The sequence below is a fragment of the Faecalispora anaeroviscerum genome (assembly GCF_947568225.1).
Lineage (GTDB): Bacteria > Bacillota > Clostridia > Oscillospirales > Acutalibacteraceae > Faecalispora > Faecalispora anaeroviscerum.
This window is the reverse complement of sequence record NZ_CANOOQ010000001.1, coordinates 1287993-1310159: the sequence shown is the minus strand read 5'-3', so window position 1 is coordinate 1310159 and position 22167 is coordinate 1287993. Positions and strand designations below refer to the sequence as shown.

Below are 22167 nucleotides of genomic sequence, written 5' to 3'. Positions count from 1 at the left end.
CCTCCGTCTTTTCTGTATTATCGTCCATTCACTTTAGAATAGCCAGATGCAGTACAGCGCTGTTTATCTCCCGCCTGAGGCGAGGGAAACATGAATCACTTTTCTAAAGTGGTATTACAATATTACTATAACCCTTTGAGTAAGCTCGAAGTCAAGTCTTTTATGGCAAGAATTTTTCTCCTTGACTTTGAGTGCGCTCTAGGGTATAACAAGGAACAAAGAAAGCGACAAAATTCGAGTCGCGTTTAGGAGGCGTTTTCAGTGGGAGATACCATCGCAGAAGCTTCAAAACATACGGGGCTTACCGAGCATACACTGCGGTATTATGAAAAGGAAGGGCTGCTGCCCTATGTCGGGCGCGATTCCTCCGGATGCCGCTCCTTTGAGGAGAACGACTACGAGTGGATCGAGATGATTTCCTGCCTGAAAAACACGGGCATGAAAATTAAGGAAATCCGCCAGTTTATGGATTGGTGCAAGGAGGGGGATTCCACTCTTCAAAAGCGTCTGGAGTTGTTTTTGGAGCAGAAGTGCCGGGCTGAGCAGCAGATGCGTGAGCTGGAGCAGCATATTCAGAAGATCGAGAAGAAAATCCGGTATTACGAAACGGCGGTGAAGGCCGGCACGGTAGCGATACATAACGGGAAGAGCTGTGACGACTGCGATTAGCCCCATTTTGTTTGAAGATTCCTTGCAGATGTTTATTTACCATTTTTTTGCACAGCCTATCTGCGAGGTGAGCGGAATGCAGTCAATTTGGAGTGAAACGTCTGATTTTCGGGAGCGCCCGGCCCTTTCGGGAGAGATTATAACACCCGTCGCTGTGATCGGCGGCGGCCTTGCGGGAATTTTGACCGCCTGTTTGCTGCGGCAGAAGGGCATTGAATCCGTCGTGCTGGAAGCAAACCGGATCGGCAGCGGCCAGACGGGAAATACCACGGCGAAAATTACATCACAGCATAATTTGATTTACACAAAGCTGTTTCAGAATTTTAGCGAAGAAATGGCAAAGCAGTATGCCAGTGCAAACCAGCAGGCCATCGGGCGGTACCGGCAAATGATCACGCAGGGGCAGATCGACTGCCAGTTTGAGGAACGCTCTGCTTACCTGTATTCCGTTGACCGTGAGGATATTCCCGCTCTGGAGCTGGAGGCGGAGTATGCCTGTAAGGCGGGAATTCACGCGGAGCTGACGAAGCAAACCAGCCTCCCGTTTGAGATTGCGGCTGCCATGAAGTTCGACGGGCAGGCGCAATTCCATCCGCTGAAGTTTTTGCAGGCAATTTCGGAGCCTCTTACGGTGTATGAAAAAACCAGGGTTCTGTCGGTGGAGGACCGGAGTGTCGTGACCGACCGTGGCACCGTAACGGCGGAGCATATCGTCTTTGCATCGCACTTTCCGTTTGTAAACGCCCCGGGCTATTACTTTATGCGCATCTATCAGGAGCGCAGCTATGTGCTTGCACTGCAGAATGCAGCAAAGCTCGACGGTATGTACCTCGGCATGGGGGAACAGGGCCTTTCGATGCGCAACTATGGGGATGCTCTTTTGCTCGGCGGGGGAGACCACCGTACAGGAGAAAACAAGGCTGGCGGAAAATACGCCATGCTGCGGGAAACCGCGACGCTGTTTTATCCCAAAAGCACAGAGCTTGCCCATTGGTCTGCGCAGGACTGCATGACTCTGGACAGTATTCCGTATATCGGGCAGTTTTCTTCCTCCACACCGAATTGGTATGTTGCCACCGGCTTTGGAAAATGGGGGATGACAGGCAGCATGGTGTCGGCCATCCTGCTTTCTGATCAGATTTCCGGGGTCGAAAACCCGTTTGCGCCGGTGTTTTCGCCGCTGCGCTTTACACCCGGCGCTTCCGCGAAGAATTTTCTTTCCGGCATGGGGCAGGCTGTGAAGGGCATTGCCAAGCAGACGTTTTCACTGCCGGACGCAGACGCGGCCGAGCCGCAGCTGCTGCCGGAGGGCCATGGTGGAATGGTGATTGCCGACGGGAAGAAGGCGGGGGCCTACAAGGAAGAGCAGGGGGATGTGACGGCGGTTTCGATCCGGTGCCCGCATCTCGGCTGCCAGTTGGAATGGAACCCCGATGAAAAAAGCTGGGATTGCCCCTGCCACGGCTCGCGCTTTGATGCAAAGGGGGGACTGCTCGACGGCCCGGCCCAGACCGATTTGGAGGAGATTCCCACATGAAAACGGTCGGCAGCTTTCAAAAGCCTCGCGGCTATTTTGAGGGTTGGTATTTTAAGCAGCAAAATGGTATCGATACCGTCGCACTGATACCGGCCTTTCACACGGATTGCCGCGGGAATTGTTCCGCGTCGCTTCAGGTAATTACAAACGAGCAAGCCTTGAACGTGGATTTTCCGTTTCAGGTACGCGGATCATCGCGAGAAAAGCTACCGGTTCGGCTGGGGGAGTGTGTTTTCTCCGAACAGGGAATCGGGCTCGACGTGAAAACGCAGGACTGTTCCCTGCGCGGGGTGCTGAGGTTTGGGCCTCTGACTCCTCCTGCCTGCGACATCATGGGGCCATTTTGCTGTTTGCCAAGAATGGAGTGCCGGCACACCGTTTTCAGCCTTTTCCACCGTGTGGACGGTTTTTTGTCCGTGAACGGGCGGGAGTATCGGTTTGCAAACGGTGCGGGCTATCTGGAGGGCGATCGAGGGGTGTCGTTCCCAAAGCGCTACTTGTGGACGCACTGCGCGTGGGACAAAAACAGCATCATGCTTTCAGCGGCGGATATTCCGTGGGGCGGAATGAGCTTTACAGGTTGTATCGGCTTTCTGTATTTGAACGGGAAAGAATACCGGATTGCCACATACTGCGGCGCGCGGCTTTTGTACGTTGGTGAAGATACCATTTTGCTGCGGCAGGGTGCTTTAAAGCTAAAAATACAGCTTCTCAAAAGCTGCGCGCAGTCCCTACGCGCACCGAAAAACGGCGGCATGACGCGCATGATTCACGAAAGCGCTGCCTGTTCGGTGCGGTATACCTGTTTTGCGGGGAATAAGCTTCTGGTCGATTTTGTCAGTGATCAGGCCAGCTTCGAGAACAACTGGGAGGGAAGCTCCGTATTTTAGTGGTGATTCGCCGGCTATGCGGCATTTAGAGAAAGGACTCCCGGCTATGCCGGGAGTCCTTTCAAAGTATATTTGGTGGGATAATTTATGATTTCTCTTTTTGCGCTTCCTGTTTTTTCATTGTCAGGGAGATGCGTTTTTTGTTTTCATCCACACTGAGTACGGTAACGGTTACCACATCTCCAACCTTCACCAGATCGGAGGGATGCTTGATAAAATGATCGCACATCTGAGAGATGTGTACCAACCCATCCTGATGCACGCCGATGTCTACAAACACGCCGAAATCAATCACGTTTCTGACCGTGCCTGTCAGTTCCATCCCCGCTTTCAGGTCAGACAAATTCATAATATCAGACCGCAGCAGCGGCGGCGGGAGCTCATCGCGAATATCGCGCCCCGGCTTTTGCAGCTCTGCAATGATGTCGTTGAGCGTGGGGATGCCAACTCCGCAGGCCGCGGCGGTCTTCTCCCAGCCGATTTTCTCAATCTGCTGCGACAACGTGCCGACGCCCTGCATCGTCAGGCCGGAAGGCTTTAGCCCGAGCAGCTCCAGCAGCTTCGTAACCGCGTTGTAGGATTCCGGGTGAACCGAGGTGTTGTCCAAGATGTTCTTTCCTCTTGGAATCCGCAAAAAACCGGCGCATTGTTCGTAGGCCTTCGGCCCAAGGCGTGGTACTTTTTTCAGCTGGGTGCGGTTCCCAAAGGGGCCGTTTTCATCCCGATAAGAAACAACGTTTTTGGCAACTGTTTCGTTAAGCCCTGAAATATGAGTCAAAAGAGATACCGATGCCGTGTTTAAATCGACTCCCACGCTATTGACGCAGCTTTCCACCACGCCCTCCAGGGCGCTGTCCAGCTGAGCCGGCGGCATGTCGTGCTGGTACTGGCCGATGCCAATGGCCTTGGGGTCAATTTTCACCAGCTCCGCTAAAGGGTCCTGCAGTCTGCGCGCAATCGATACCGCACTTCGCAGGGAAACATCAAACTCTGGGAATTCCGAGGCGGCCAGCTTCGATGCCGAATAGACCGATGCCCCGGCCTCGCTGACGACCATATAGCCGACCGGAACCTCCAGCTCCCGGATCAGCTCCGCCATAAAAATTTCGGATTCTTTGGAAGCGGTGCCGTTTCCGATGGAAATGACGGTTACGCCATATTGTAAGATCATGCGCTTCAATTCTTTTTTTGCTTCCTCCGTCTTTTTATGCGGAGGGGTGGGGTAAACCACAGTGGTATCCAGCACCTTTCCGGTTCCATCTACCACCGCGATTTTACAGCCGGTGCGGTAAGCGGGATCAAACCCCATAACGACCTTGTCTTTGACCGGAGGCTGGAGCAGCAGGGGCTTTAAATTTAAGGCAAACATAGCAATGGCCTGCTTGGCTGCGCGCTGCGTTAACTCATTTCGGATTTCCCGTTCAAGGGAGGGAAAAATCAGGCGTTTCCATGCATCCTCCACGGCTTCTTTCACACAGGCAGAGGTGATGCTGCCGGGCTTTACAAATCGGTCGCACAGCGCCGCCAGTGCCGGTGTGTCGTTCAGCTCCAGCTTGACCTTCAGGCATTCTTCCTTTTCCCCGCGGTCAATGGCGAGAATTCGATGGCTCGGTATTTTGCCGATTGGCTCGGAATACTCGGTATACATTTCATAAACCGGGTTCTCCTGAACGGCACGCGATACCACAAGCCCGTCTCTTCGCATGATCTGGCGCAGCCTTTTTCGCGTTTCCGCGTCATCCGAAAACTCCTCCGCCAGAATATCTTTTGCTCCCTGAACCCCGTCTTCCCAGGTTTCCACACCCTTTTTTGTATTGACGAAGGGTCTGGCGAGCGCTTCCGGTGTTCCACTGCGCTGGTTTTGCGCCAGAAGCAGATCCGCCAACGGGCGAAGCCCTTGCTCCTGCGCAATGGTGGCCCGGGTGCGGCGTTTAGGTCGGTAGGGCCGGTACAGGTCTTCCGCCTCGGCAAGCGTTTTTGTGTTTTGAATCGCGAGGGAAAGCGCATCGGTCAGTTTTTCCTGCGCTGTGATGCTTTCCAGAATTTCTTCCTTGCGTTTTTCCAGGTTTCGGATGTATTGCAGGCGCTCAGACAGTTCACGCAGAACCTGGTCGTCGCAGGAGCCGGTCATTTCTTTGCGGTACCGCGCAATAAACGGGATGGTATTCCCGTCGTCAATCAGTGAAATGATGTTGCCCACATGCTGCTGGGCCAAGTGAAATTCCTTCGACAGTTCCGCGATCATATCCATATACGTACCTCTTCCTGCTTTTATGATAATAAGAGCATTATACCACAGTAAAACAAAAAAGCACGACAGTCTTACGACCGCCATGCTTGGAGTAGTCGGAATAACGTTCAGCGTCCGGACGGATAGTAAACACCGGAGCGGGTTTCTTGAAGCTCAATTTGTTCCAGCCGCGAAGCCACGTTTGGCATTTTTTTTGCAGCATCTCGAAAAACAAGATTCAGAAAGACCATGGGAGTGCTGTAAATATCAAATACCGAGGCAACGGTGATGGGAACCACATTGGTTTCGTCGGCAATCTGGCAAATGGGGGAGAGCCTGCTGTCTGTAATGGCGGTGATTCGAAATCCATTTTGCTTGAGTACCTGCGCCTTTTTGAGTAAGGCAGCGGGGTAGCGTGGGAAAATCGGCAAAACAATTTCGGTTTCTATGGGGTCGCGGTATTCCAGCGTGTTCCACGCCGGCGTTTCCTGCGTTACCATATAGACATTGTTGCGCAGCTTATTTAAAATATATTGCATGTAAGGCAGCAAGGTGGCAGACATTCTGGAGGACAACAGAATCAGATTTTTCGCATTTGCGATGGTGTCTACCAGAGCTTCATAGGCGGAGCCGCCAATCGATGCCTCCAGCTCCACCAAATTATTCACCTCGCTTGCCAAAATATCGCCGACCGCACTTTGGCGGTCCTTCGATGCATAATTCAGCCGCTGAGGACCGGTTATTCTTTCACTGACAAATTTTTGCAGCTCGCGTTGGAAATCGTTATAGCCGTTATAGCCGAGCGCCATGCAAAAACGCGAAACACTGCCCTGGCTTACCTTGGCTTCCAGTGCTACATCCGCAGCGGTCATAAAAATAATGCGCATAACATTTTTCTCAATATAATAAGCCAACTTTTCATAAGTGGCAGATTCCTTTGCTGTGGCAGAAAGCTTTGTGATGAAAGCCTGCATCGGTTCCATATCCGTCGTTTCTTTAAAAATGATCCTTCTATTTGTCATCAAGCTCCACTCCTGTCATGATCAGATACTGTTCGCAAAGCGTATCTACAAGAACTATCATACCGTTTGCAGGAGAGGAAATCAACTTGTGGGGAAAAATCAGGTTGAAAATGGTATCGATTTCCCAGTTGAAGGTGCGCTTTGAGCCGGAAAACGCAGGGATCGGTGTTGGCATTTGTTTTAGATTGCGTTCATCAGGCGCAGGCTCTCTTCGCGGATCAACTCCGAGGCGCGCTCTTTATACCGCAAAAACTCCTGCGTTAAACGGGTACGATGATCGCGAGGTCGTTCGAGTCCCACGTCGATAATTTCTCTGACCCGGCCCGGTCTGGCGGACATAACCACCACGCGGTCTGCCAGCAGAATGGCCTCATCAATATCATGCGTGACCATAATAATGGTTTTGGGAGACCGCTGCCATACGTTGAGCAACAGCTCCTGCATCAGCTCGCGGGTCTGCATATCCAGTGCGCCGAACGGTTCATCCAGCAGCAAAATATCCGGGTCGTTTGCCAATGCCCGGGCAATAGCCACTCTCTGCTTCATACCGCCGGAGAGCGATTTGGGGTACAGGGATTCAAAGCCGCGCAGTGCAACCAAATCCACATATTTTTCGGCGATTTCCCGGCGTTCCTTTGCCGGTATGTTTTTCTGCTTTAATCCAAACTCAATGTTTTCCAGAACGGTCAGCCAAGGGAAGAGGGTATAGTTCTGAAATACCATGCCACGATCCGGGCCCGCGGCTTTCAGTTCCTGCTGCTGATAGGTAATGCTGCCGCTGCTGGCGGTTTCCAATCCGCCGATGATGCGCAGCAGCGTCGATTTTCCGCAGCCCGAGGTGCCCAGCAGGGTTAAAAACTCCTTTGAGCGCACATGCAGGTTAATTCCGTCCAGGGCCTTTACCGGGCCGTTTACGCTCTGAAAGAGCTTGGAGACATTCTGAATTTCCAGCCCCTGGTGCGGGCGCTTGGCGGTTACTTCTGTTACCGGTACCGCTGTCTGCATAACAAATCCCTCTCTTTCTGTCATTCGTTCCAGGGGTACAGCTTTTTGTTCAGGAACAGCAGCAGATTATCAATAATCAAGCCGATCAAACCTAAAACAAGAATACCCACAAAGATTTTCCCTACATCTACCGTGCGCTGTGCCTGCAAAATCTTAAAGCCGATGCCGGAGGACGCGCCTACCATTTCTGCCACGATCACATAGGTCCAGGCCCAGCCCAGAACGATGCGAAGGGTGTCGGTAATATCCGGCATTGCTTTGGGCAGAATGACCTTCCAAAGCACATTCTTTCGGTTCGTGCCAAGCGTATAAGAGACCTCAATCAGCGAAGAATGCACGTTGCGGATGTTGGTGGCGGTCATTAAGACCAGCTGTGGCAGGCTCCCCAAAATGATAATGGCGACCTTCTCGCTTTCACCGATGCCAATCCAAAAAATAAACAGAGGAATAAAGGCAGAAGCCGGCATATAGCGGATGAACGAAAACACCGGCTCAAAAAACGCCGAGATCGGCGCGTAGGTTCCGATGAGAACCCCCAGGGGGATTGCCACTAACGCTGCGACGATAAAGCCGGTCATAACGCGGAATACTGTCATGCCGATATCGGTCCAGAAGCCGTTGCCGAACAGCTGTATGCTCGCCTGAAGAGTGGCGGTAGGGGTGGGTAAAAAGAGTGGGTCTACCATTTTTCCGTAGCTCAGGCCGCTCCATAGAATCAAGATCAGCAGAAAGGCCGAAATGCCGAGAATCATAGAGGTATTCTGTTTTATTTTTGCTTTGGGCTGAAAGGCGGCGGTTATTTTTTTGCCATACATCGCTTTGCTCCCCGTTTCCTGTATTGCGGATTTTGCTGCTAACGCGGTGGGGGCCGCTGCTGTTTTTTCTGCCATAGCACAAGCTCCTTTCGTTATCCTGCGTTTTGCCCTCCCTCGCGGTATGGCAAAAAAGGATCTTCTCTTTTGGCACAGACGGCCATTTTACTGTAAATAATGAGATTTCCCGGGGAGAGCCTGATGCCCTCCCCAGAAAATGACGGATTCCATAAAGACGTCTAGCCGATTATTTGGCCGCGTTCACAAAGGTGGAATTCAGAACCTTGTTTACGTCTGCTTTGTTCGTTACCATTTTGGTGTCGACCCAGAGCTGAGCGGCAAATTCAGAGATTTTATAAATATCGCCCTTGCTTTCCGTGGTGCCGAAATATTTTTTATTGCCGTCCTTATCATAGAACTGAACCTCTGTTTCACAGGCGGTTTTCAAAGCGTCCGGCTCCATGCCCGCGGGCACGCTCATGATTTTGTAGGCATCTTCCGGATTACTCTTCATGTAAGCGACAGCGTCATTCCAGCCATCAATGATTGCCTGTGTGGTCGTGGGATATTTCTCAATAAAGTCCGTGCTCAGGCCGAGGGCATCTACAATGACGCCCGGGTATTTGCTGCTGTCCAGCAGAACTTTGCCGAAGGTGCTTTTTTTGGCGGTGTCGAGCCAGGGCTGCCATGTCATGGCGGCATCCACCTTACCGGCAGCGAACGCTGCGCCCGCGTCGCCGGAGCCCATAGACTGCACGTTAAAATCGCTCATTGTCAGGTTTTTTTCCTTGAGCAGGTAATTGAACCAGAAGAAGCTGGCGCCGCCGGTGGTGTCGAGCGCAATGGTTTTTCCTTTCAAGCCTTCAAAGGAAGTAAACTCTTTTTTGGCGATCAGGCCGTCACCGCCGGAGGAGGTATCTAAAGCCAGAACCACCTGCAGGTCAATTCCGCTGGCCGCGCTCATGATGTTGGTATCCAAAGAGGTGGCAATACCCTGAATTTTCCCGGCTGCCAGAGCGCTTTTACTGTCGGACTTGCTCTCGATAATATTGATTTTCACATCCGCACCGTGGTTTTTGAAAAAGCCCTTTTCCACCGCCAGGTCGAGGGGATAGAAGCCAATCCAGCTGGAATGGGCCAGGGTAACCGTGCCGTCATAAACACCGCCGGACGCACTGGCGGAAGAGGTTGCCTGCGATGCCGCACCGCTTGCCGTCGGGGCTTTGCTGGCAGTGCTGCCGCCGGAACAGCCGGCCAGCAGTGAGGCGCTCATGGCGGCGGCCAGAACCAGAGAAGTAATTTTTGCAGATGTTTTTTTCATAATAGATCCTCCTTCATTCTGTCTCGATTGATTTCCCGCATGTATCGTAAATTCACTTAAAATCGTCTGTTTGGAAAGGCATCGGCTTCTTCCACTGCCTATGGTGGGGGAAGAAGTCCCAGGCTGTTTTCAAGTGAAGCTATTTTTTATGAAAAAGCAAGCTCTCTCATAAAAGCAAAAGATTTAATTGACCAAATCTTCCGGTTGTTCACCGCGCAGCATTTGAATGGCGTTCCAGGCTGCTCGGCTGCGCAGCTCCTGAAAGGATTCCTGCGAAATATAGGAAATGTGCGGCGTAACGACGCAGTTGGGAGCGCTGAAAATCGGCTCCTGCTCTCTGGGGGGTTCATGTGCGATCACATCCAGCGCCGCGCCGGCGATCACGCCGTTTTCTAACGCGCGAATCAGCTCCTCTTCTTTCAGAATCGCGCCGCGGGCGGTATTGATGAAGTAGGCGCTGGGCTTCATCAGCGAAAATTCCCGCTCTCCCAGGAGGCCGGTGGTGCTTTCGTCCAGCCGCACGTTGACACTGACGTAATCGGCCTGCCGGAGGCCGTCCTCCAAAGAAACCTTTTTAATGCCCTGCTCCTGTAAAAAAGCGGCGGTTCGGTCGGGATCATAGCCAAGAACCTTCATTCCCAGGCTTTGGCATCGCTTTGCAACGGTGATGCCGATCCTTCCGCAGCCAATCACAAACAGTGTGGAATGAGAGATTCGCCGCGGCAGCCGCTCTACTGCCTGAGCACCCCATTCTCCGTTCTGCAGGCGGTCACGATACGCCGAAAGACCCTTGTAAAAGTGGAAAATTGCCGCTACAACATAGTCGGCCAAATCCTCGGCACAGTAGCCCTGCACGTTGGTTACACCGATTCCCTTTTCCCGGGCGGCCGCCGTGTCAACACGGTCATAGCCGCCGCCCAGCACGGCGATCCCCTTACAGTTTTGCAGTCGCTCGATTGTGGAAGCGGGAATCTGTGCATACACCTGCGCGATGATCGCGTCTGCCCGGTACCCGAATTTCCCCAGGTCGTGCTCGTAATCATAACCGGAAAATTTCAGCTCACAGTTGGGGTACTGCGCGCGCAAAACGGAGGTTTCAATGTCGTAATCCTTCCATTCCTCGTCGATAAACCAGAACAGCGGTTTCATTGCGTTCCCTCCCGTCCGTGCAGCGTTAACAATCCGTTGGTGGCATCCAGCTCTATCAGATCCCCATTTTGGATTGTTTGATAGAATTCCGGCTCCAATCGATCCACCATCGGCATTTCCATCAAAATCGCGCTTGCCACCAAAGTGGTATCCGGGTTTTGAATCACCAGTGCTTTTGGCTCGGTGCCCTTCATTTTTAATTGGAACATACCATCTGTTTGTACCACCGAGCTGCCCTTTCCATTGGGGAACAGCAGAATTTTCCCCGCAATGCTTTGCCCGTAAAGGCAATGGTTTTTTTCAATCACCACGCCGGTTTGGGGGTCTACCAAATAAAAGCAGAAATCGTCGGTTGAGAGTAATACTTCGCCCTTGGCCTGACCCTCTGAAATTTTATGACAGTGAAACGTCTTGCTCATAGGGCAATCTCTCCTTCCAAAGCAGCCGTCACGGCATTTTCCAGTTCTGTTACGACAAACTGCATCTGACGTCGGCGGGTATAGTAAGCGCATTTGGGAGAGTCTGTGACTCCCTTTTTACCGTACAGGAACTTCCAGCAAGGCTGATCCATACAGGTATCCGATACAATCCAGCCGCCGGCTTCCCGAATCATGCGCATGTAGCCCATCTTTTCCGCCAAAACATAGGACAGGGAGGAGGTCATGATAAACAGGGGAACCGCGAGGCGCTTGCCTTGCACCATTCCTGCGATGGTCGCGATCTGGTCGATTGTCAAGTGAGGGCACCCAAACAGAGCAAAATCAATTTTTCCATAAGGGTCTGTCAGCTCACCGCGCATGATGTCCAGATCCTCTTGGGTGATTTTTACAACCTCCTTCGGTTCTTCTCCCTGAAAAGCATCCTTTACTGTTTGGGCCTCAGGCGTAAAGCCGAGAATGTGGTACATTGCCACATTACCGCCGGTATTGAGCTGCGCCCCCAGATTCATTAAGGCTTCCTTGCGGGGATTTTTCAGGCCGCTGAATACAGGGAGCTTGAAGCCGGTTTTTTTCGGGGTGCAGTACCCGAGCAGCTGGTAATCAAAATCGGTTTTCATCTCCGCTTCCACTTCCACCAGAATCTGGCCCTTGCGGTTTTCGTCCAGCAGATAGCCGTAATACGGCACCACACCGGTTACCGCGGCGCACAGGGCGCTCACGGCCGCTTCGCGATTGCTGCGCGCGCCGTAAACAGAGTTGACGAACGGCGTGGCGCTGGATTCTGAAAAAGCGGTGATCTCCCCAAAGCGGGGGACATTTTTTTCCAGATACGGGGTACAGTTGTAGGTCATGATGGCGCCAATTTGGTTGTAAGCCGCGTGTGTGCGCTGAACAATTTCCTCATCCTCCGGCTCCAGTGTGGTAAATTGCTTGAACTGCTCCCAATTGAAGCTGGGGTTCACGGTGGGGCGAACCCGGCAGGCAGCACCTCCGTTGACGAGCTTTTCCACAAACCATAAATCTGCTTCCTGGTTGCTAAGAGCCACATGGGCTTTGGTAATGGGCACCATGTAGGGGGCGTCGTAGCTTTCTCCCACCGCAACCTGTACTTTCATGGCAAGCTGAACTCCGGTTCCGTATGTTCCGTCGAGCATGGCCTGCTCTTCTGCTGTCAGTTTCATAGTTTCCTCCCTTATCATGATTCACGGCTTCTCAGGCACTCTGCAAGTGATCCATTGTGTCTTTTATTTTTCGCAGGACCCGTGACTTTTTAATTGTTAGAAAATCACCGCTGCTGTATACCTGTCGGCCGTTGACGACAACGCTTTGAATCGCGGCAGGCTGCATGGAATAGACGATATTCGGCAGAAGCTGTTCCATGGAGGAGCTGAGCGGCTGCATGGATAAATCCCCCAAATTGACCCCAAAGAAATCTGCGAAATACCCGGGAGATATTTCTCCCACACGAAGCCCCAGTGCTTTACCGCCGGCCACGGTACCCATTTCGAATGCCTGCTCGTAATTGACGCACAGGGCATTCAGCGTATGGGCCTTCTGCAACAGCGAAACCATCCGCATTTCTTCCAGCACACTGATCCGGTTGTTGCCGCAGGCCCCGTCGCTGCCCAGAGCAACGGTGACGCCGCTTTTGATCATCCGGGGAATATCGGTGATGCCATCCGCTAAAAACATGTTGCTGGAGGGGCAATATGCCAGCTTTACACCGCGCGACCCGGCAAGATCGATTTCTCTGTCCTTGAGCCATACACCGTGAATCATCATCATTCTCTCATCCACTACACCCAGTTGATCCAGATACTCCAGCGGGTGAAGGCCGTTGTGAGCCGCCTTGACTTCCTCAACCTCGAAAAGCTCTTCCGCAACATGAATGTGAAACCCTGTTCCAAGCTCTTTGGCCAGCTGATGTCCGGCCTGAATCATTTCCGGAGAAGCGGCGTGCAAGCTGTGCGGCGCAGGGAGTACCGTCACCATGGAATCGCCCTGATACAACCGCGCCAAGGCTTTGGTGCGTTCCACCGCCTGAGAAACGGTTTCCTGGTAACCGTTGGGAGCTCCGTCCCAGTCATACATGGTTCTGGCCAGTACCAGACGAATCCCTACATCTCGTGCCGCACGGATAATGGCTTCGTCACTTTCCATGCCGTAATTATGTAGGTAAAAAAAATCTGATACAGTCGTAACGCCGCACTGCAGCATTTCTGAGAACGCAAATACTGCTCCGTTGTAAATGTCCTCTAGCCGCATTTTGGGAGAATAGTGGTACAGGGAAGAGTCGCGCCATTCCAGAAAGGGGCGATCTGCCGCGATTCCACGCAGCAGGCTTTGAAAGGAGTGATTGTGTGTGTTGACCGTACCCGGCAGCATCACCTGATTTTCCCATCGGTGTACATAGCTGTTGGGGAACTCCGTTCGCAGTTGGGAGAAAGGGCCTACCTTTTGAATCACTCCGTTTTCCACCGCCAGAGCATACTCCTTAAAAAACTGTTTTTCTCTGTATAAGTAAGAGGGGTAGTATAAATCCATTTAGTCCAGCTCCTCATCCAGTACGAGCAATGCGGCAAGCATTGCGTTTGCAGTGAATTCAATATCATCCATTGTGGCAGCCTCATCAGCGCAGTGACTCTTGCCGTTCACGCTTTGGGCGAAGATCATTCCCGAGCGTGTTACCCGGGCCATATGTGCGGCGTCGTGCCCTGCCATGCTGACCAGCCGAACCGCTGTTTGACCGCCTTGCTCGATGCCTTGCTCTACCGCCTTGATGACGGCGGGGTTCATTGGCATGGGCTGTTGGTCTAGAATGGTTTTCCGCTGAATCTGAATTCCTCTGCTTTCTGCGATATAGTCAACTCCCTGTGTCAGAAGGTGCAAAAACTCTTTTTTCTTTCCGGGATCAGACGTTCTCATTTCCAAAATCATTTCTGTCGACGCAGGAATAATGTTTGTTGAATTGGGCTTGATCTGCAAAAAGCCTACGGTGGCTACCGCTTCGTCACTGTGCAGCGCCGCGGCTGTTTTTTCAGCGAGAAGAACAATCTCGGAGGCTGCGCACAGTGCATCCTGCCGATCTCTCATCACGGTGGTGCCGGCGTGGTTGGCGGTTCCTGTTACGGTGATGATTTCGCGGTAAATACCCGTGATGGTGGAAACGGCAGCCGAGGAAAACTTTTGATCGGCCAGCCGCCGTCCCTGCTCAATATGGCATTCCAGAAAGGCTGCCACCTGACCATCCTGGATTTGCAGATGATCGATTTCCTCCAGATTTCCGCCGATCTGCTGAATGGCATCCGCCAGGGTCTGGCCGGTTTGCATATGGGTAACGTCTTTCAGGTCTTTGTATTTCAGAACACCGCCCAGTACCTTGCTGCCCAAAGTGGAAATGTTGAAAGGGTTAGGCTCCTCCGCGGTAAAGGATACCACCCAGAGCGGATGGCGCAGCTTTTTGCCGGATTCTTGAAGCGTCTGTAAAATTTCGGTAGCCATTAAGACCCCTAATGCTCCGTCATACATCCCTCCGTTGGAAACAGTGTCATGATGTGAACCGATCACCAGGGGGGCAAGAGGAAGCGTCCCTTTGCTTTTCGCCCAAAGATTGGCGATTGCGTCCGTATGAAACTCGGTGTCTGTGTGGTGTTTCCAGTAATCCCGAAGCCACCCCCGAGCCGAAACATCTGCTTCACTGCACAGCCATCGGTCAATTCCGCCTTGCGGATTTTTCCCGATTTCGGAAAGCTTCAGCAAATTGGATTGTAGCCGGCCTCTGTGAATTGTTAAGAAATCTGTTTTATATTTCATGGGTTCCTCCAAAATGATCATTTCATTATTCGCTGATACATAATGATAGAATCATTTATTGATGAATAAAACAATTGTTTTTCATAAGACAATAGACAGCAAAGAAACTTTGCTGCATGCAGCCATCGGTACTAAAAAATGCAAAAAGGCGCTTTGAAAAATTACTTTTCAAAACGCCATTGTTTATGGAATATTCTCTTTATGTCGCTATCATATAGCTTTTGCTACCTTATTGTCAATATGTTTTTATAAATTTAGATTACCATACAATTATCATAAACCGCTCTGCTTTGAACTGTGCAATTTTTATATATGCAGACTGCAGGATTTCGTATTTTTCTCTTCTGAAGAGGATTGAAACACCACAGTCAAAAATTAAGATTCAGAAAGCATAAAATGCCGGTCCATAAAAAGCTTTTATAGACCGGCATGATTCATTTTATGCGCTGACCTTCAGAATTAGGATCGAGGCATTCGCATTTATCTGAGTTCCCCCAGCTAATGTTTGTAGCGTAATTGCCGCAGCACTTGTATGATTGCGTACAGTTAAGACGTCTCCTGCAGCGGCAGTTATAATGACCATTCCCGGATTTGGTTGAGTTCCGGCACCCGAGCCATATATACCACCGGCAACGGCGGCCCCGTTTTTGAAAAGAGAGAGCTGGTTTGGTTGTACTCCCGCAGCATGAAACCAAACTGCATAGTCGCCGGCACTGCCTAATAGTATTGTGGATGTGCCTGGGGTATGGGCAATTGTACCAACGATAACTCCATTTGTACTGAATAGAATATCAGCCTCTAAAGCTACGACTTGTGCATCCAGGTTATAAATATAGGCGTATTCAGATAACCCATTAATGCCCGTCGCGCCAGTAGGTCCGGTGGGTCCTGTTGCACCAGTCGCACCTGTTGCGCCAGTAGGTCCCGTGGGTCCTGTTGCACCAGTAGAGCCCGTTTCGCCAGTAGGCCCGGTGGGCCCTGTTGCACCAGTAGCGCCTGTTGTGCCGGTAGGCCCGGTGGGCCCTGTTGCACCAGTAGCGCCTGTTGTGCCGGTAGGCCCGGTGGGTCCTGTTGCACCAGTAGCGCCTGTTGCGCCAGTAGGTCCGGTGGGTCCTGTTGCACCAGTAGCGCCTGTTGCGCCAGTAGGTCCGGTGGGCCCTGTTGCACCAGTAGCACCTGTTGTGCCAGTAGGCCCGGTGGGTCCTGTTGCACCAGTAGCGCCTGTTGCGCCAGTAGGTCCGGTGGGTCCTGTTGCACCAGTAGCGCCTGTTGCGCCAGTAGGTCCGGTGGGTCCTGTTGCACCAGTAGCGCCTGTTGCGCCAGTAGGTCCGGTGGGCCCTGTCGCACCAGTAGCACCAGTAGGTCCGGTGGGTCCTGTTGCACCAGTAGGTCCGGTGGGTCCTGTTGCACCAGTAGCGCCTGTTGCGCCAGTAGGTCCGGTGGGTCCTGTTGCACCAGTAGCGCCTGTTGCGCCAGTAGGCCCGGTGGGTCCTGTTGCACCAGTAGCGCCTGTAGCGCCAGTAGGTCCGGTGGGTCCTGTTGCACCAGTAGCGCCTGTTGCGCCAGTAGGTCCGGTGGGTCCTGTTGCACCAGTAGCGCCTGTCGCGCCAGTAGGCCCGGTGGGTCCTGTTGCACCAGTAGCGCCTGTCGCGCCAGTAGGCCCGGTTGCACCCGTCGCACCTGTTGCGCCAGTAGGTCCGGTTGGTCCTCTTGCACCCTGGGGTCCTACACAACAGCATGGACTGGGTGGTGGACATAGGTCACAATCACAATTGCATTTTATTATATTCATTTTATGAAAATCTCTATCATCACAATTCAAAAAATCGCCTCCTGCTAAAGTTACTCTTCGAACATGGTATCTATCATTATTATATGTTTATAGGGTGTAACTGCCATTTTAGGGGGTAAACGTACTTATGTCATCTCCTTGCTTTTTCATTTCTTTCTGTGCTTTAGGACATTCTGATAGAATATTTTTAATGAAGGCGATAATATGACCACTGAGAAAGACAGAGTTGCCAATAGATTGATCCGTTGTATAAAAAGACTGTGGGAAAAGCGACTTAATGATGTTTTTGCTTTTGTCAACGTTACTTTCTTATGCTATAATAACCTAATACCACAGAGCCGAAGCAAAGCTTCGGACTGCTGGGAGAGCATGGAATCGTTGTCTTCGTGATTTTAAAAATTTGGATGAAATAGATGCCGCAAGAACGCGGGTGCAGGAGGTTTCACATGAACGAGAAAGAAGTTTCAGAGATCCGCCGCCGTTTTCGGCCGGAAAAGAATAATATCACCAGTATACGCGGATGTTACGTAAACAAAAACAAAGAAATCATTTCTGAATTTCACCAATCACTTGCCCTTATGCCGGAGGATGAAACGGAGAAGTTTGTATCCATCCTGAAAAAAACACTCTCCGGCACATTGAATAAAAACTTGCTTGACATTGAATTTTCAACCCAGCAGGTGATTGACAGTGAAGAACACAGACTGCTTATGGCACTCAAGGAGTCTTCGCTTCAGGATGAGGATGCGATACATAACTTTTTTCAGAAAGCCATAGACTCCGTAACTCTTGAGGAAAACTATCTCATTCTTTTGATACAAGATACCTATGATGTTCCCTATCGCTCCAAAGATGGAGATCGGCAGGATGACGCTTCGTCGGAGGTGTTTTCGTATATTCTGTGCAGTATTTGTCCGGTTAAGATGAAACAGCCGGCCCTTGGCTATTATGTAAATGAGAATACGTTCCGCAACTGTACAGCAGATTGGATTGTTTCGCCTCCGGAATTGGGCTTTTTGTTCCCGGCGTTTGATGATCGAAGCACCAACCTTTACAATGCGCTTTACTATACTCGCGATATTTCGGAAAATCACTCTGACTTTGTGGAAGCGGTCTTCCACTGTGAGACCCCTATGGCGGCGTCTGTGCAGAGGGAAACGTTTCAAACTATAATCAGCGGTGCTCTTGCGGAGGAATGTAATTTTGAAACGGTGCAGGCAGTGAATGAGCAGCTGCAGGGGATGATAGCGGAGCATAAAGAGAGCAAAACAGATACACCGCTGACTGTTTCAAAGGATCATATCGTACGGATCCTTCAAGACCGTGGTGTTTCAGATTCCCACGTTGCATATTTTAAAGAGCAGTTTGACGAGCAATTTGGTCCCGATCAGGCTCTCAGCCCCAAAAATATTGTCGACGCAAAGCAAATCGTGGTTACCGCGCCCGACATTAAGATTCAGGTTACTTCCGACCGCAACGACTTAGTTGAAACCCGCATCATCAACGGAGTAAAATATATTCTGATCAGAGCGGAGGAAGGCGTGGAGGTCAACGGTATTCCCGTCCGTATTTCTTAACCGCATGCGCTTTTTTTCATCTGTTTTATCAATTTATCTATTCAAATTGAAACAGCAAAATAGGTAAGGAGCGATCATCATGGGAGTATTGGAGCAGTTGGAACCGTGCGGCGTTTTTCATTTTTTTGAAGAGATTTCCGCGATTCCGCGAGGATCGACGAACACCAAGGGCATCAGCGACTGGTGTGTGGCTTTTGCAAAGATGCGGGGGCTGGAATATCATCAGGATGCCTTGGGCAATATCATTCTCATCAAAGAAGCCACACCGGGATATGAAAAGGCGGAGCCGATGATTCTGCAGGGACATTTGGATATGGTCTGCGAACAGGCGCCTGACTGCGTTAAAAATATGGAGAGGGAGGGCGTCGACCTGATTGTTGACGGCGACCGTATCCGGGCGCAAGGTACCACACTGGGCGGGGATGACGGTATTGCCGTTGCCATGGCATTGGCGGTACTCGACTCGAAGAATTTGGCTCATCCCCGTGTCGAGGTGGTTCTCACCGTGGATGAAGAAATCGGGATGCTGGGTGCCGTCGAGCTGGACATGTCCCCCTTAAAAGGCAGAAAGCTTATCAATATCGATTCCGAAGAGGAGGGTATTTTCACCGTGAGCTGCGCGGGCGGCAACCTGACGCAATGCTGTTTGCCCCTCCAGAGAACACCTTTTTCCGGGAGTGCGCTGAAGGTAACGGTGGGCGGCCTGCTCGGCGGCCACTCGGGCGGGGAGATTGATAAAGGGCGCGCGAACGCTAATATGTTGCTCGGGCGTTTGCTGTATGCCGCACAAGAAAGGTCGGAGCTTCGTTTGGTCACGGCCGAAGGTGGACGGAAGGACAACGCGATTCCGCAGGAGGCACACGCCTTGCTGCTTACCGCCGATGCGGATTCAGTTCGCGCCGTTGCGAAGAATATGGAAGCAGCCTTTCGGCATGAATACCGCACGACTGACCCCAATGTATTTGTTCAGGTGGAAAACGCAGTCACAGAGCGTATCCCGATGGACGAAGTCTGCACCTTTAAGGTAATCAACATGTTGACCTGCCTGCCGAATGGAATTCAGGCCATGAGCGCCGATATTTCGGGACTGGTTCTAACCTCGCTCAATCTGGGAGTGCTGGCTACGGAGGAGGACGAGCTGCTTGCGTCCTTCTGCCTGCGCAGCAGCGTTGCCACGCAAAAGCAGATGCTCGTTGACCGCCTTGCTTGCCAGATGCGTCTGCTGGGTGGCAGCGTGTGTGTTTTCGGGGATTATCCCTCATGGGAATACAAGCCGGAATCCGCTCTGCGGGATCTGATGGCCAATGTGTTCCGAGAGCAGTATGGCCGTGACCCGGAAATCTCCGCAATCCACGCGGGTCTGGAGTGCGGTATGTTTACAGGCAAGCTGCCTGACCTGGATTGTGTGTCGATTGGCCCGGATATGGCAGAGGTGCATACCTACCGTGAAAGCATGAGCATTTCGTCCGTCCGCCGCGTATGGAGCTTCCTGACGGAAGTTCTCAGGCGCTCCCGGTAAGAGGAGCGTCACGGGCGGGAAGACCGGGAATGTGCTGGAAATTACGATTTGTGCTTTCCGTCGAGTATGATTTTGCCCCGCGCTTACCAAGACAGGCGAGCTGATTAAAATAAAAATAGACGATGAAAAAGGTTAGGGATACTGCTTGCAAAGGGTGGTATCCTTTTTTTAGGTATAATAAAGAGTACAATACCGAAAAGAGAAGATGATGAAATGACCGGCTCAAATAGAGTGCCCGATCATTTGACCAAGGAAAAAATCCCCTACCTTTTACAGCACGCTTATAATCCTGTGGCCTGGTTCCCATGGGGCGAGCAGGCTTTTGAGAAAGCCAAACGCGAGGACAAGCCGGTGTTTTTGAGCATCGGCTATTCCACCTGCCACTGGTGGCAGAACGGTTACTATAACCGGAGATATCCTTGGTAAATGTCTTAGAATACTTTCTATATATCATTCAAAAATAGTAACCTATTAAAATGTTTTTAATAAAATTATAGATTTGCAATAAAATCAGCGTTAAATTCTCGTTTATTTAGAAATGAAGCGCTCTGTACAGAAGATCCGTATTCAAAAGACCACTCCATAAACATAGAAAAGCACTGCAACGGGCTTATTGTTGCAGTGGTTTCTTTTATTTACCCATGCTATTTTGGAGTATTTATGCGAGTTGTCCTTTGGTGAGGGAGGGTGGATTCGAAGCACCGAAACATTACGTAACGGATTTACAGTCTGTCCTTTTTGTCCACTTGGAAACTCTCAGTAGTCAGCTCGTCTAAAATAAGCCTAAAATGATTAGATGCGTCGATAAATAGTAATTAATAAAGAAATTTCCGTACGCACCTGACAAGCGCACCGTTTCAGGGGAATCGATTAAACGGTGTTTGTAGTGCGGTGGAGCGCACTGCGCTTGCTTTCTGCATACGAAAATTTCTTCACAGTTACCTGCTTAATTTCCTAACATTATATTGAGAATTTCAAGATCGGTGCCTTTCATGCCCTCTCTACCCATACGGCCAATGTTGCGAATGGTTGTTTCTACATCGTCATTGACCAAGCCCTCGCCGGGTTGGAAAGAACACTCATGTAGGCCCATCTTGATTCCCAGCAGAGCGGTTTGCAGTGCCGTCGAAATCTTGGCCGCACAGGAGGATTTTGCCCCGTCGCACACCATGCCGCTGACCGTGCCGATGGTATTGGTCACCGTGTTGCACAGCACCTCATACGGATAATCCAGCAGGTAACAGATTCCGCAGGCCGCGCCGCACGCCGCGCTGACAACGCCGCAATAGGCAGACAGGCTGCCGATGTAGCGCTTTTGAAGAATGGCGATCAGGTTGGATACCACCAGTGCCCGCAGCAGCTTCTCCCGCTCGGCGTGATATTCCCGAGCGTAAATGACGACCGGCACGCTCACCGTAATGCCCTGATTGCCACTGCCGGAATTAATAACAACCGGCAAGGGGCAGCCGCCCATCCGGGCGTCGGAGCCGGCCGCGGCATACGCTCTGGCCCGCAGCCCCACCGTGGGCTCATGGGGGCCGTCCAGAAGGACTCTTCCCACCTCCGCACCGTAAGGATGCTTCAGACCCTCCTCGCAGATAGCCATATTGTACTTGATCTGCGGCTCGAGGATCGGCGCCACATCTTCGATGGATACTTCGTTCGCGAACTCCAGAATATTCTTCAGTGTCAGCAGGGAGCGATCCCCCTTCGGCTCGCCGGAGCCCGTGTTTTTCGAGCTTTTCTGAATCGGGATCTCCGCATTGTCCTTGACCATGCGGGTAATGTTTTTATGGGTATCCTGAATTTCGACCAGAGCCTGGTGCCCGCCGCCCCACACTTCTATGACAATATATAGGTTGGAAACGTTCTGAACCAGCTCGCAGGTGCAAAAGCCCGACTCGCTCAGCCGTTTTGCCTCGGCCCGATCCTCGTCCGTTACCGCCTCCAGCACCTCCAGCTCTCGGTCGGCCTCGCCGCCCACAATACCCAGAATGGCGGCGATCACCACACCGCGCAGCCCACCGGAATTGGGCACGGTAACTCCCATTACATTTTTAATGATGTTCCCGCTGCATCGAACGATGCACCGCTCCGGCCTGGCCCCCAGCAAATCGCGTGCGCGCGCGGCCGCATAGGCAATGGCGATCGGCTCTGTGCAGCCCAGCGCGACAATCAGCTCCTCCTTTAGAATTTTCAGATGGTTTTGGTAATATTTCGTGTCCATAATCGTTTTCCTCTCTATCGAACAGAACCGGGAAGGCTTCCCACAGGCTGCCGCAATCCCACTGTTCCCATTTTGTGCAAAATCTGCCGTTCCGTAAAAAATCCGTCGATTCCCCATAATGGAGCATTGAAAGTACAAATAATAATTTGTATAATAAAAGAAAA

Annotated in this window: 18 protein-coding genes and 1 pseudogene; 6 read left to right on the top strand and 13 right to left on the bottom strand. The window is 51.5% G+C overall.

What is annotated here, in order from left to right; all coding sequences use genetic code 11:
- The first annotated feature begins 261 nt into the window (after positions 1-261).
- The 3 genes from QOS46_RS06460 (at position 262) to QOS46_RS06450 (ending at position 3096) form a co-directional block, all read left to right on the top strand.
- Positions 262-669, top strand: a complete 408-nt coding sequence (locus QOS46_RS06460; protein ID WP_283608262.1) for a MerR family transcriptional regulator — start codon at positions 262-264, stop codon at positions 667-669.
- Between the two features lie 76 nt (positions 670-745).
- Positions 746-2206 (top strand): FAD-dependent oxidoreductase, encoded by a 1461-nt coding sequence (locus QOS46_RS06455; RefSeq protein ID WP_283608260.1) that lies wholly within the window; start codon positions 746-748, stop codon positions 2204-2206.
- Entirely contained in the window at positions 2203-3096 is an 894-nt protein-coding gene (locus QOS46_RS06450) for a hypothetical protein (RefSeq protein WP_283608258.1), read from the top strand. The genes QOS46_RS06455 and QOS46_RS06450 overlap by 4 nt, the downstream gene beginning before the upstream one ends.
- A gap of 85 nt (positions 3097-3181) precedes the next feature.
- On the opposite strand, the gene QOS46_RS06445 is transcribed toward QOS46_RS06450, so the two are convergent.
- The 12 genes from QOS46_RS06445 to QOS46_RS06390 form a co-directional block, all read right to left on the bottom strand.
- Positions 3182-5347, bottom strand: coding sequence for a Tex family protein (locus QOS46_RS06445; protein WP_283608257.1), 2166 nt, complete (start codon positions 5345-5347; stop codon positions 3182-3184).
- A 107-nt stretch (positions 5348-5454) separates the two neighbouring features.
- Positions 5455-6348, bottom strand: a complete 894-nt coding sequence (locus tag QOS46_RS06440; protein WP_283608255.1) for a MurR/RpiR family transcriptional regulator — start codon at positions 6346-6348, stop codon at positions 5455-5457.
- Positions 6338-6523 carry a hypothetical protein gene (locus QOS46_RS06435; RefSeq protein ID WP_283608254.1) on the bottom strand — a complete coding sequence of 62 codons (186 nt, stop codon included), beginning with the start codon at positions 6521-6523 and terminating at the stop codon, positions 6338-6340. The genes QOS46_RS06440 and QOS46_RS06435 overlap by 11 nt, the downstream gene beginning before the upstream one ends.
- Before the next feature lie 5 nt (positions 6524-6528).
- A complete protein-coding gene (locus QOS46_RS06430) occupies positions 6529-7353 on the bottom strand; it encodes an ABC transporter ATP-binding protein (protein ID WP_283608251.1) in 825 nt (274 codons plus the stop codon).
- A 20-nt stretch (positions 7354-7373) separates the two neighbouring features.
- Positions 7374-8243 carry an ABC transporter permease gene (locus QOS46_RS06425; protein WP_283608249.1) on the bottom strand — a complete coding sequence of 290 codons (870 nt, stop codon included), beginning with the start codon at positions 8241-8243 and terminating at the stop codon, positions 7374-7376.
- 169 nt (positions 8244-8412) lie between these two features.
- Entirely contained in the window at positions 8413-9486 is a 1074-nt protein-coding gene (locus QOS46_RS06420) for an ABC transporter substrate-binding protein (RefSeq protein WP_283608248.1), read from the bottom strand.
- Between the two features lie 183 nt (positions 9487-9669).
- The gene (locus QOS46_RS06415; RefSeq protein WP_283608246.1) at positions 9670-10635 is read right to left on the bottom strand and encodes a C-terminal binding protein; all 966 of its coding nucleotides are present in this window, start codon (positions 10633-10635) and stop codon (positions 9670-9672) included.
- Positions 10632-11054 (bottom strand): aconitase X swivel domain-containing protein, encoded by a 423-nt coding sequence (locus QOS46_RS06410; RefSeq protein WP_283608244.1) that lies wholly within the window; start codon positions 11052-11054, stop codon positions 10632-10634. The genes QOS46_RS06415 and QOS46_RS06410 overlap by 4 nt, the downstream gene beginning before the upstream one ends.
- Positions 11051-12256 (bottom strand): aconitase X catalytic domain-containing protein, encoded by a 1206-nt coding sequence (locus QOS46_RS06405; protein WP_283608241.1) that lies wholly within the window; start codon positions 12254-12256, stop codon positions 11051-11053. The genes QOS46_RS06410 and QOS46_RS06405 overlap by 4 nt, the downstream gene beginning before the upstream one ends.
- 31 nt (positions 12257-12287) lie before the next feature.
- Entirely contained in the window at positions 12288-13619 is a 1332-nt protein-coding gene (locus QOS46_RS06400; RefSeq protein WP_283608240.1) for an amidohydrolase family protein, read from the bottom strand.
- A complete protein-coding gene (locus QOS46_RS06395; RefSeq protein ID WP_283608239.1) occupies positions 13620-14888 on the bottom strand; it encodes a hydantoinase/carbamoylase family amidase in 1269 nt (422 codons plus the stop codon).
- Between the two features lie 439 nt (positions 14889-15327).
- The gene (locus tag QOS46_RS06390; RefSeq protein ID WP_333782968.1) at positions 15328-16710 is read right to left on the bottom strand and encodes a collagen-like protein; all 1383 of its coding nucleotides are present in this window, start codon (positions 16708-16710) and stop codon (positions 15328-15330) included.
- A 416-nt stretch (positions 16711-17126) separates the two neighbouring features.
- On the opposite strand from QOS46_RS06390, the gene QOS46_RS06385 reads away from it, so the two are divergent.
- The 3 genes and pseudogenes from QOS46_RS06385 to QOS46_RS06375 all read left to right on the top strand — a co-directional run.
- The gene (locus QOS46_RS06385) at positions 17127-18257 is read left to right on the top strand and encodes a DUF4317 domain-containing protein (protein WP_283608238.1); all 1131 of its coding nucleotides are present in this window, start codon (positions 17127-17129) and stop codon (positions 18255-18257) included.
- A 79-nt stretch (positions 18258-18336) separates the two neighbouring features.
- The gene (locus QOS46_RS06380) at positions 18337-19776 is read left to right on the top strand and encodes an aminoacyl-histidine dipeptidase (protein ID WP_283608236.1); all 1440 of its coding nucleotides are present in this window, start codon (positions 18337-18339) and stop codon (positions 19774-19776) included.
- Between the two features lie 213 nt (positions 19777-19989).
- Positions 19990-20163: pseudogene (locus QOS46_RS06375) on the top strand (DUF255 domain-containing protein); the annotation flags it as partial.
- A 559-nt stretch (positions 20164-20722) separates the two neighbouring features.
- Here the strand turns inward: QOS46_RS06375 and QOS46_RS06370 are convergent.
- Positions 20723-22003, bottom strand: coding sequence for an L-cysteine desulfidase family protein (locus tag QOS46_RS06370; RefSeq protein ID WP_283608233.1), 1281 nt, complete (start codon positions 22001-22003; stop codon positions 20723-20725).
- Positions 22004-22167 lie beyond the last annotated feature (164 nt).

Bases quoted from the DNA above. Each gene is read 5' to 3' on its own strand.
- QOS46_RS06455 (WP_283608260.1), top strand. From the start codon at position 746: ATGCAGTCAATTTGGAGTGAAACGTCTGATTTTCGGGAGCGCCCGGCC.
- QOS46_RS06450 (WP_283608258.1), top strand. From the start codon at position 2,203: ATGAAAACGGTCGGCAGCTTTCAAAAGCCTCGCGGCTATTTTGAGGGT.
- QOS46_RS06445 (WP_283608257.1), bottom strand. From the start codon at position 5,347: ATGGATATGATCGCGGAACTGTCGAAGGAATTTCACTTGGCCCAGCAG.
- QOS46_RS06440 (WP_283608255.1), bottom strand. From the start codon at position 6,348: ATGACAAATAGAAGGATCATTTTTAAAGAAACGACGGATATGGAACCG.
- QOS46_RS06435 (WP_283608254.1), bottom strand. From the start codon at position 6,523: ATGCCAACACCGATCCCTGCGTTTTCCGGCTCAAAGCGCACCTTCAAC.
- QOS46_RS06430 (WP_283608251.1), bottom strand. From the start codon at position 7,353: ATGCAGACAGCGGTACCGGTAACAGAAGTAACCGCCAAGCGCCCGCAC.
- QOS46_RS06425 (WP_283608249.1), bottom strand. From the start codon at position 8,243: ATGGCAGAAAAAACAGCAGCGGCCCCCACCGCGTTAGCAGCAAAATCC.
- QOS46_RS06420 (WP_283608248.1), bottom strand. From the start codon at position 9,486: ATGAAAAAAACATCTGCAAAAATTACTTCTCTGGTTCTGGCCGCCGCC.
- QOS46_RS06415 (WP_283608246.1), bottom strand. From the start codon at position 10,635: ATGAAACCGCTGTTCTGGTTTATCGACGAGGAATGGAAGGATTACGAC.
- QOS46_RS06410 (WP_283608244.1), bottom strand. From the start codon at position 11,054: ATGAGCAAGACGTTTCACTGTCATAAAATTTCAGAGGGTCAGGCCAAG.
- QOS46_RS06405 (WP_283608241.1), bottom strand. From the start codon at position 12,256: ATGAAACTGACAGCAGAAGAGCAGGCCATGCTCGACGGAACATACGGA.
- QOS46_RS06400 (WP_283608240.1), bottom strand. From the start codon at position 13,619: ATGGATTTATACTACCCCTCTTACTTATACAGAGAAAAACAGTTTTTT.
- QOS46_RS06395 (WP_283608239.1), bottom strand. From the start codon at position 14,888: ATGAAATATAAAACAGATTTCTTAACAATTCACAGAGGCCGGCTACAA.
- QOS46_RS06385 (WP_283608238.1), top strand. From the start codon at position 17,127: ATGAACGAGAAAGAAGTTTCAGAGATCCGCCGCCGTTTTCGGCCGGAA.
- QOS46_RS06380 (WP_283608236.1), top strand. From the start codon at position 18,337: ATGGGAGTATTGGAGCAGTTGGAACCGTGCGGCGTTTTTCATTTTTTT.
- QOS46_RS06370 (WP_283608233.1), bottom strand. From the start codon at position 22,003: ATGGACACGAAATATTACCAAAACCATCTGAAAATTCTAAAGGAGGAG.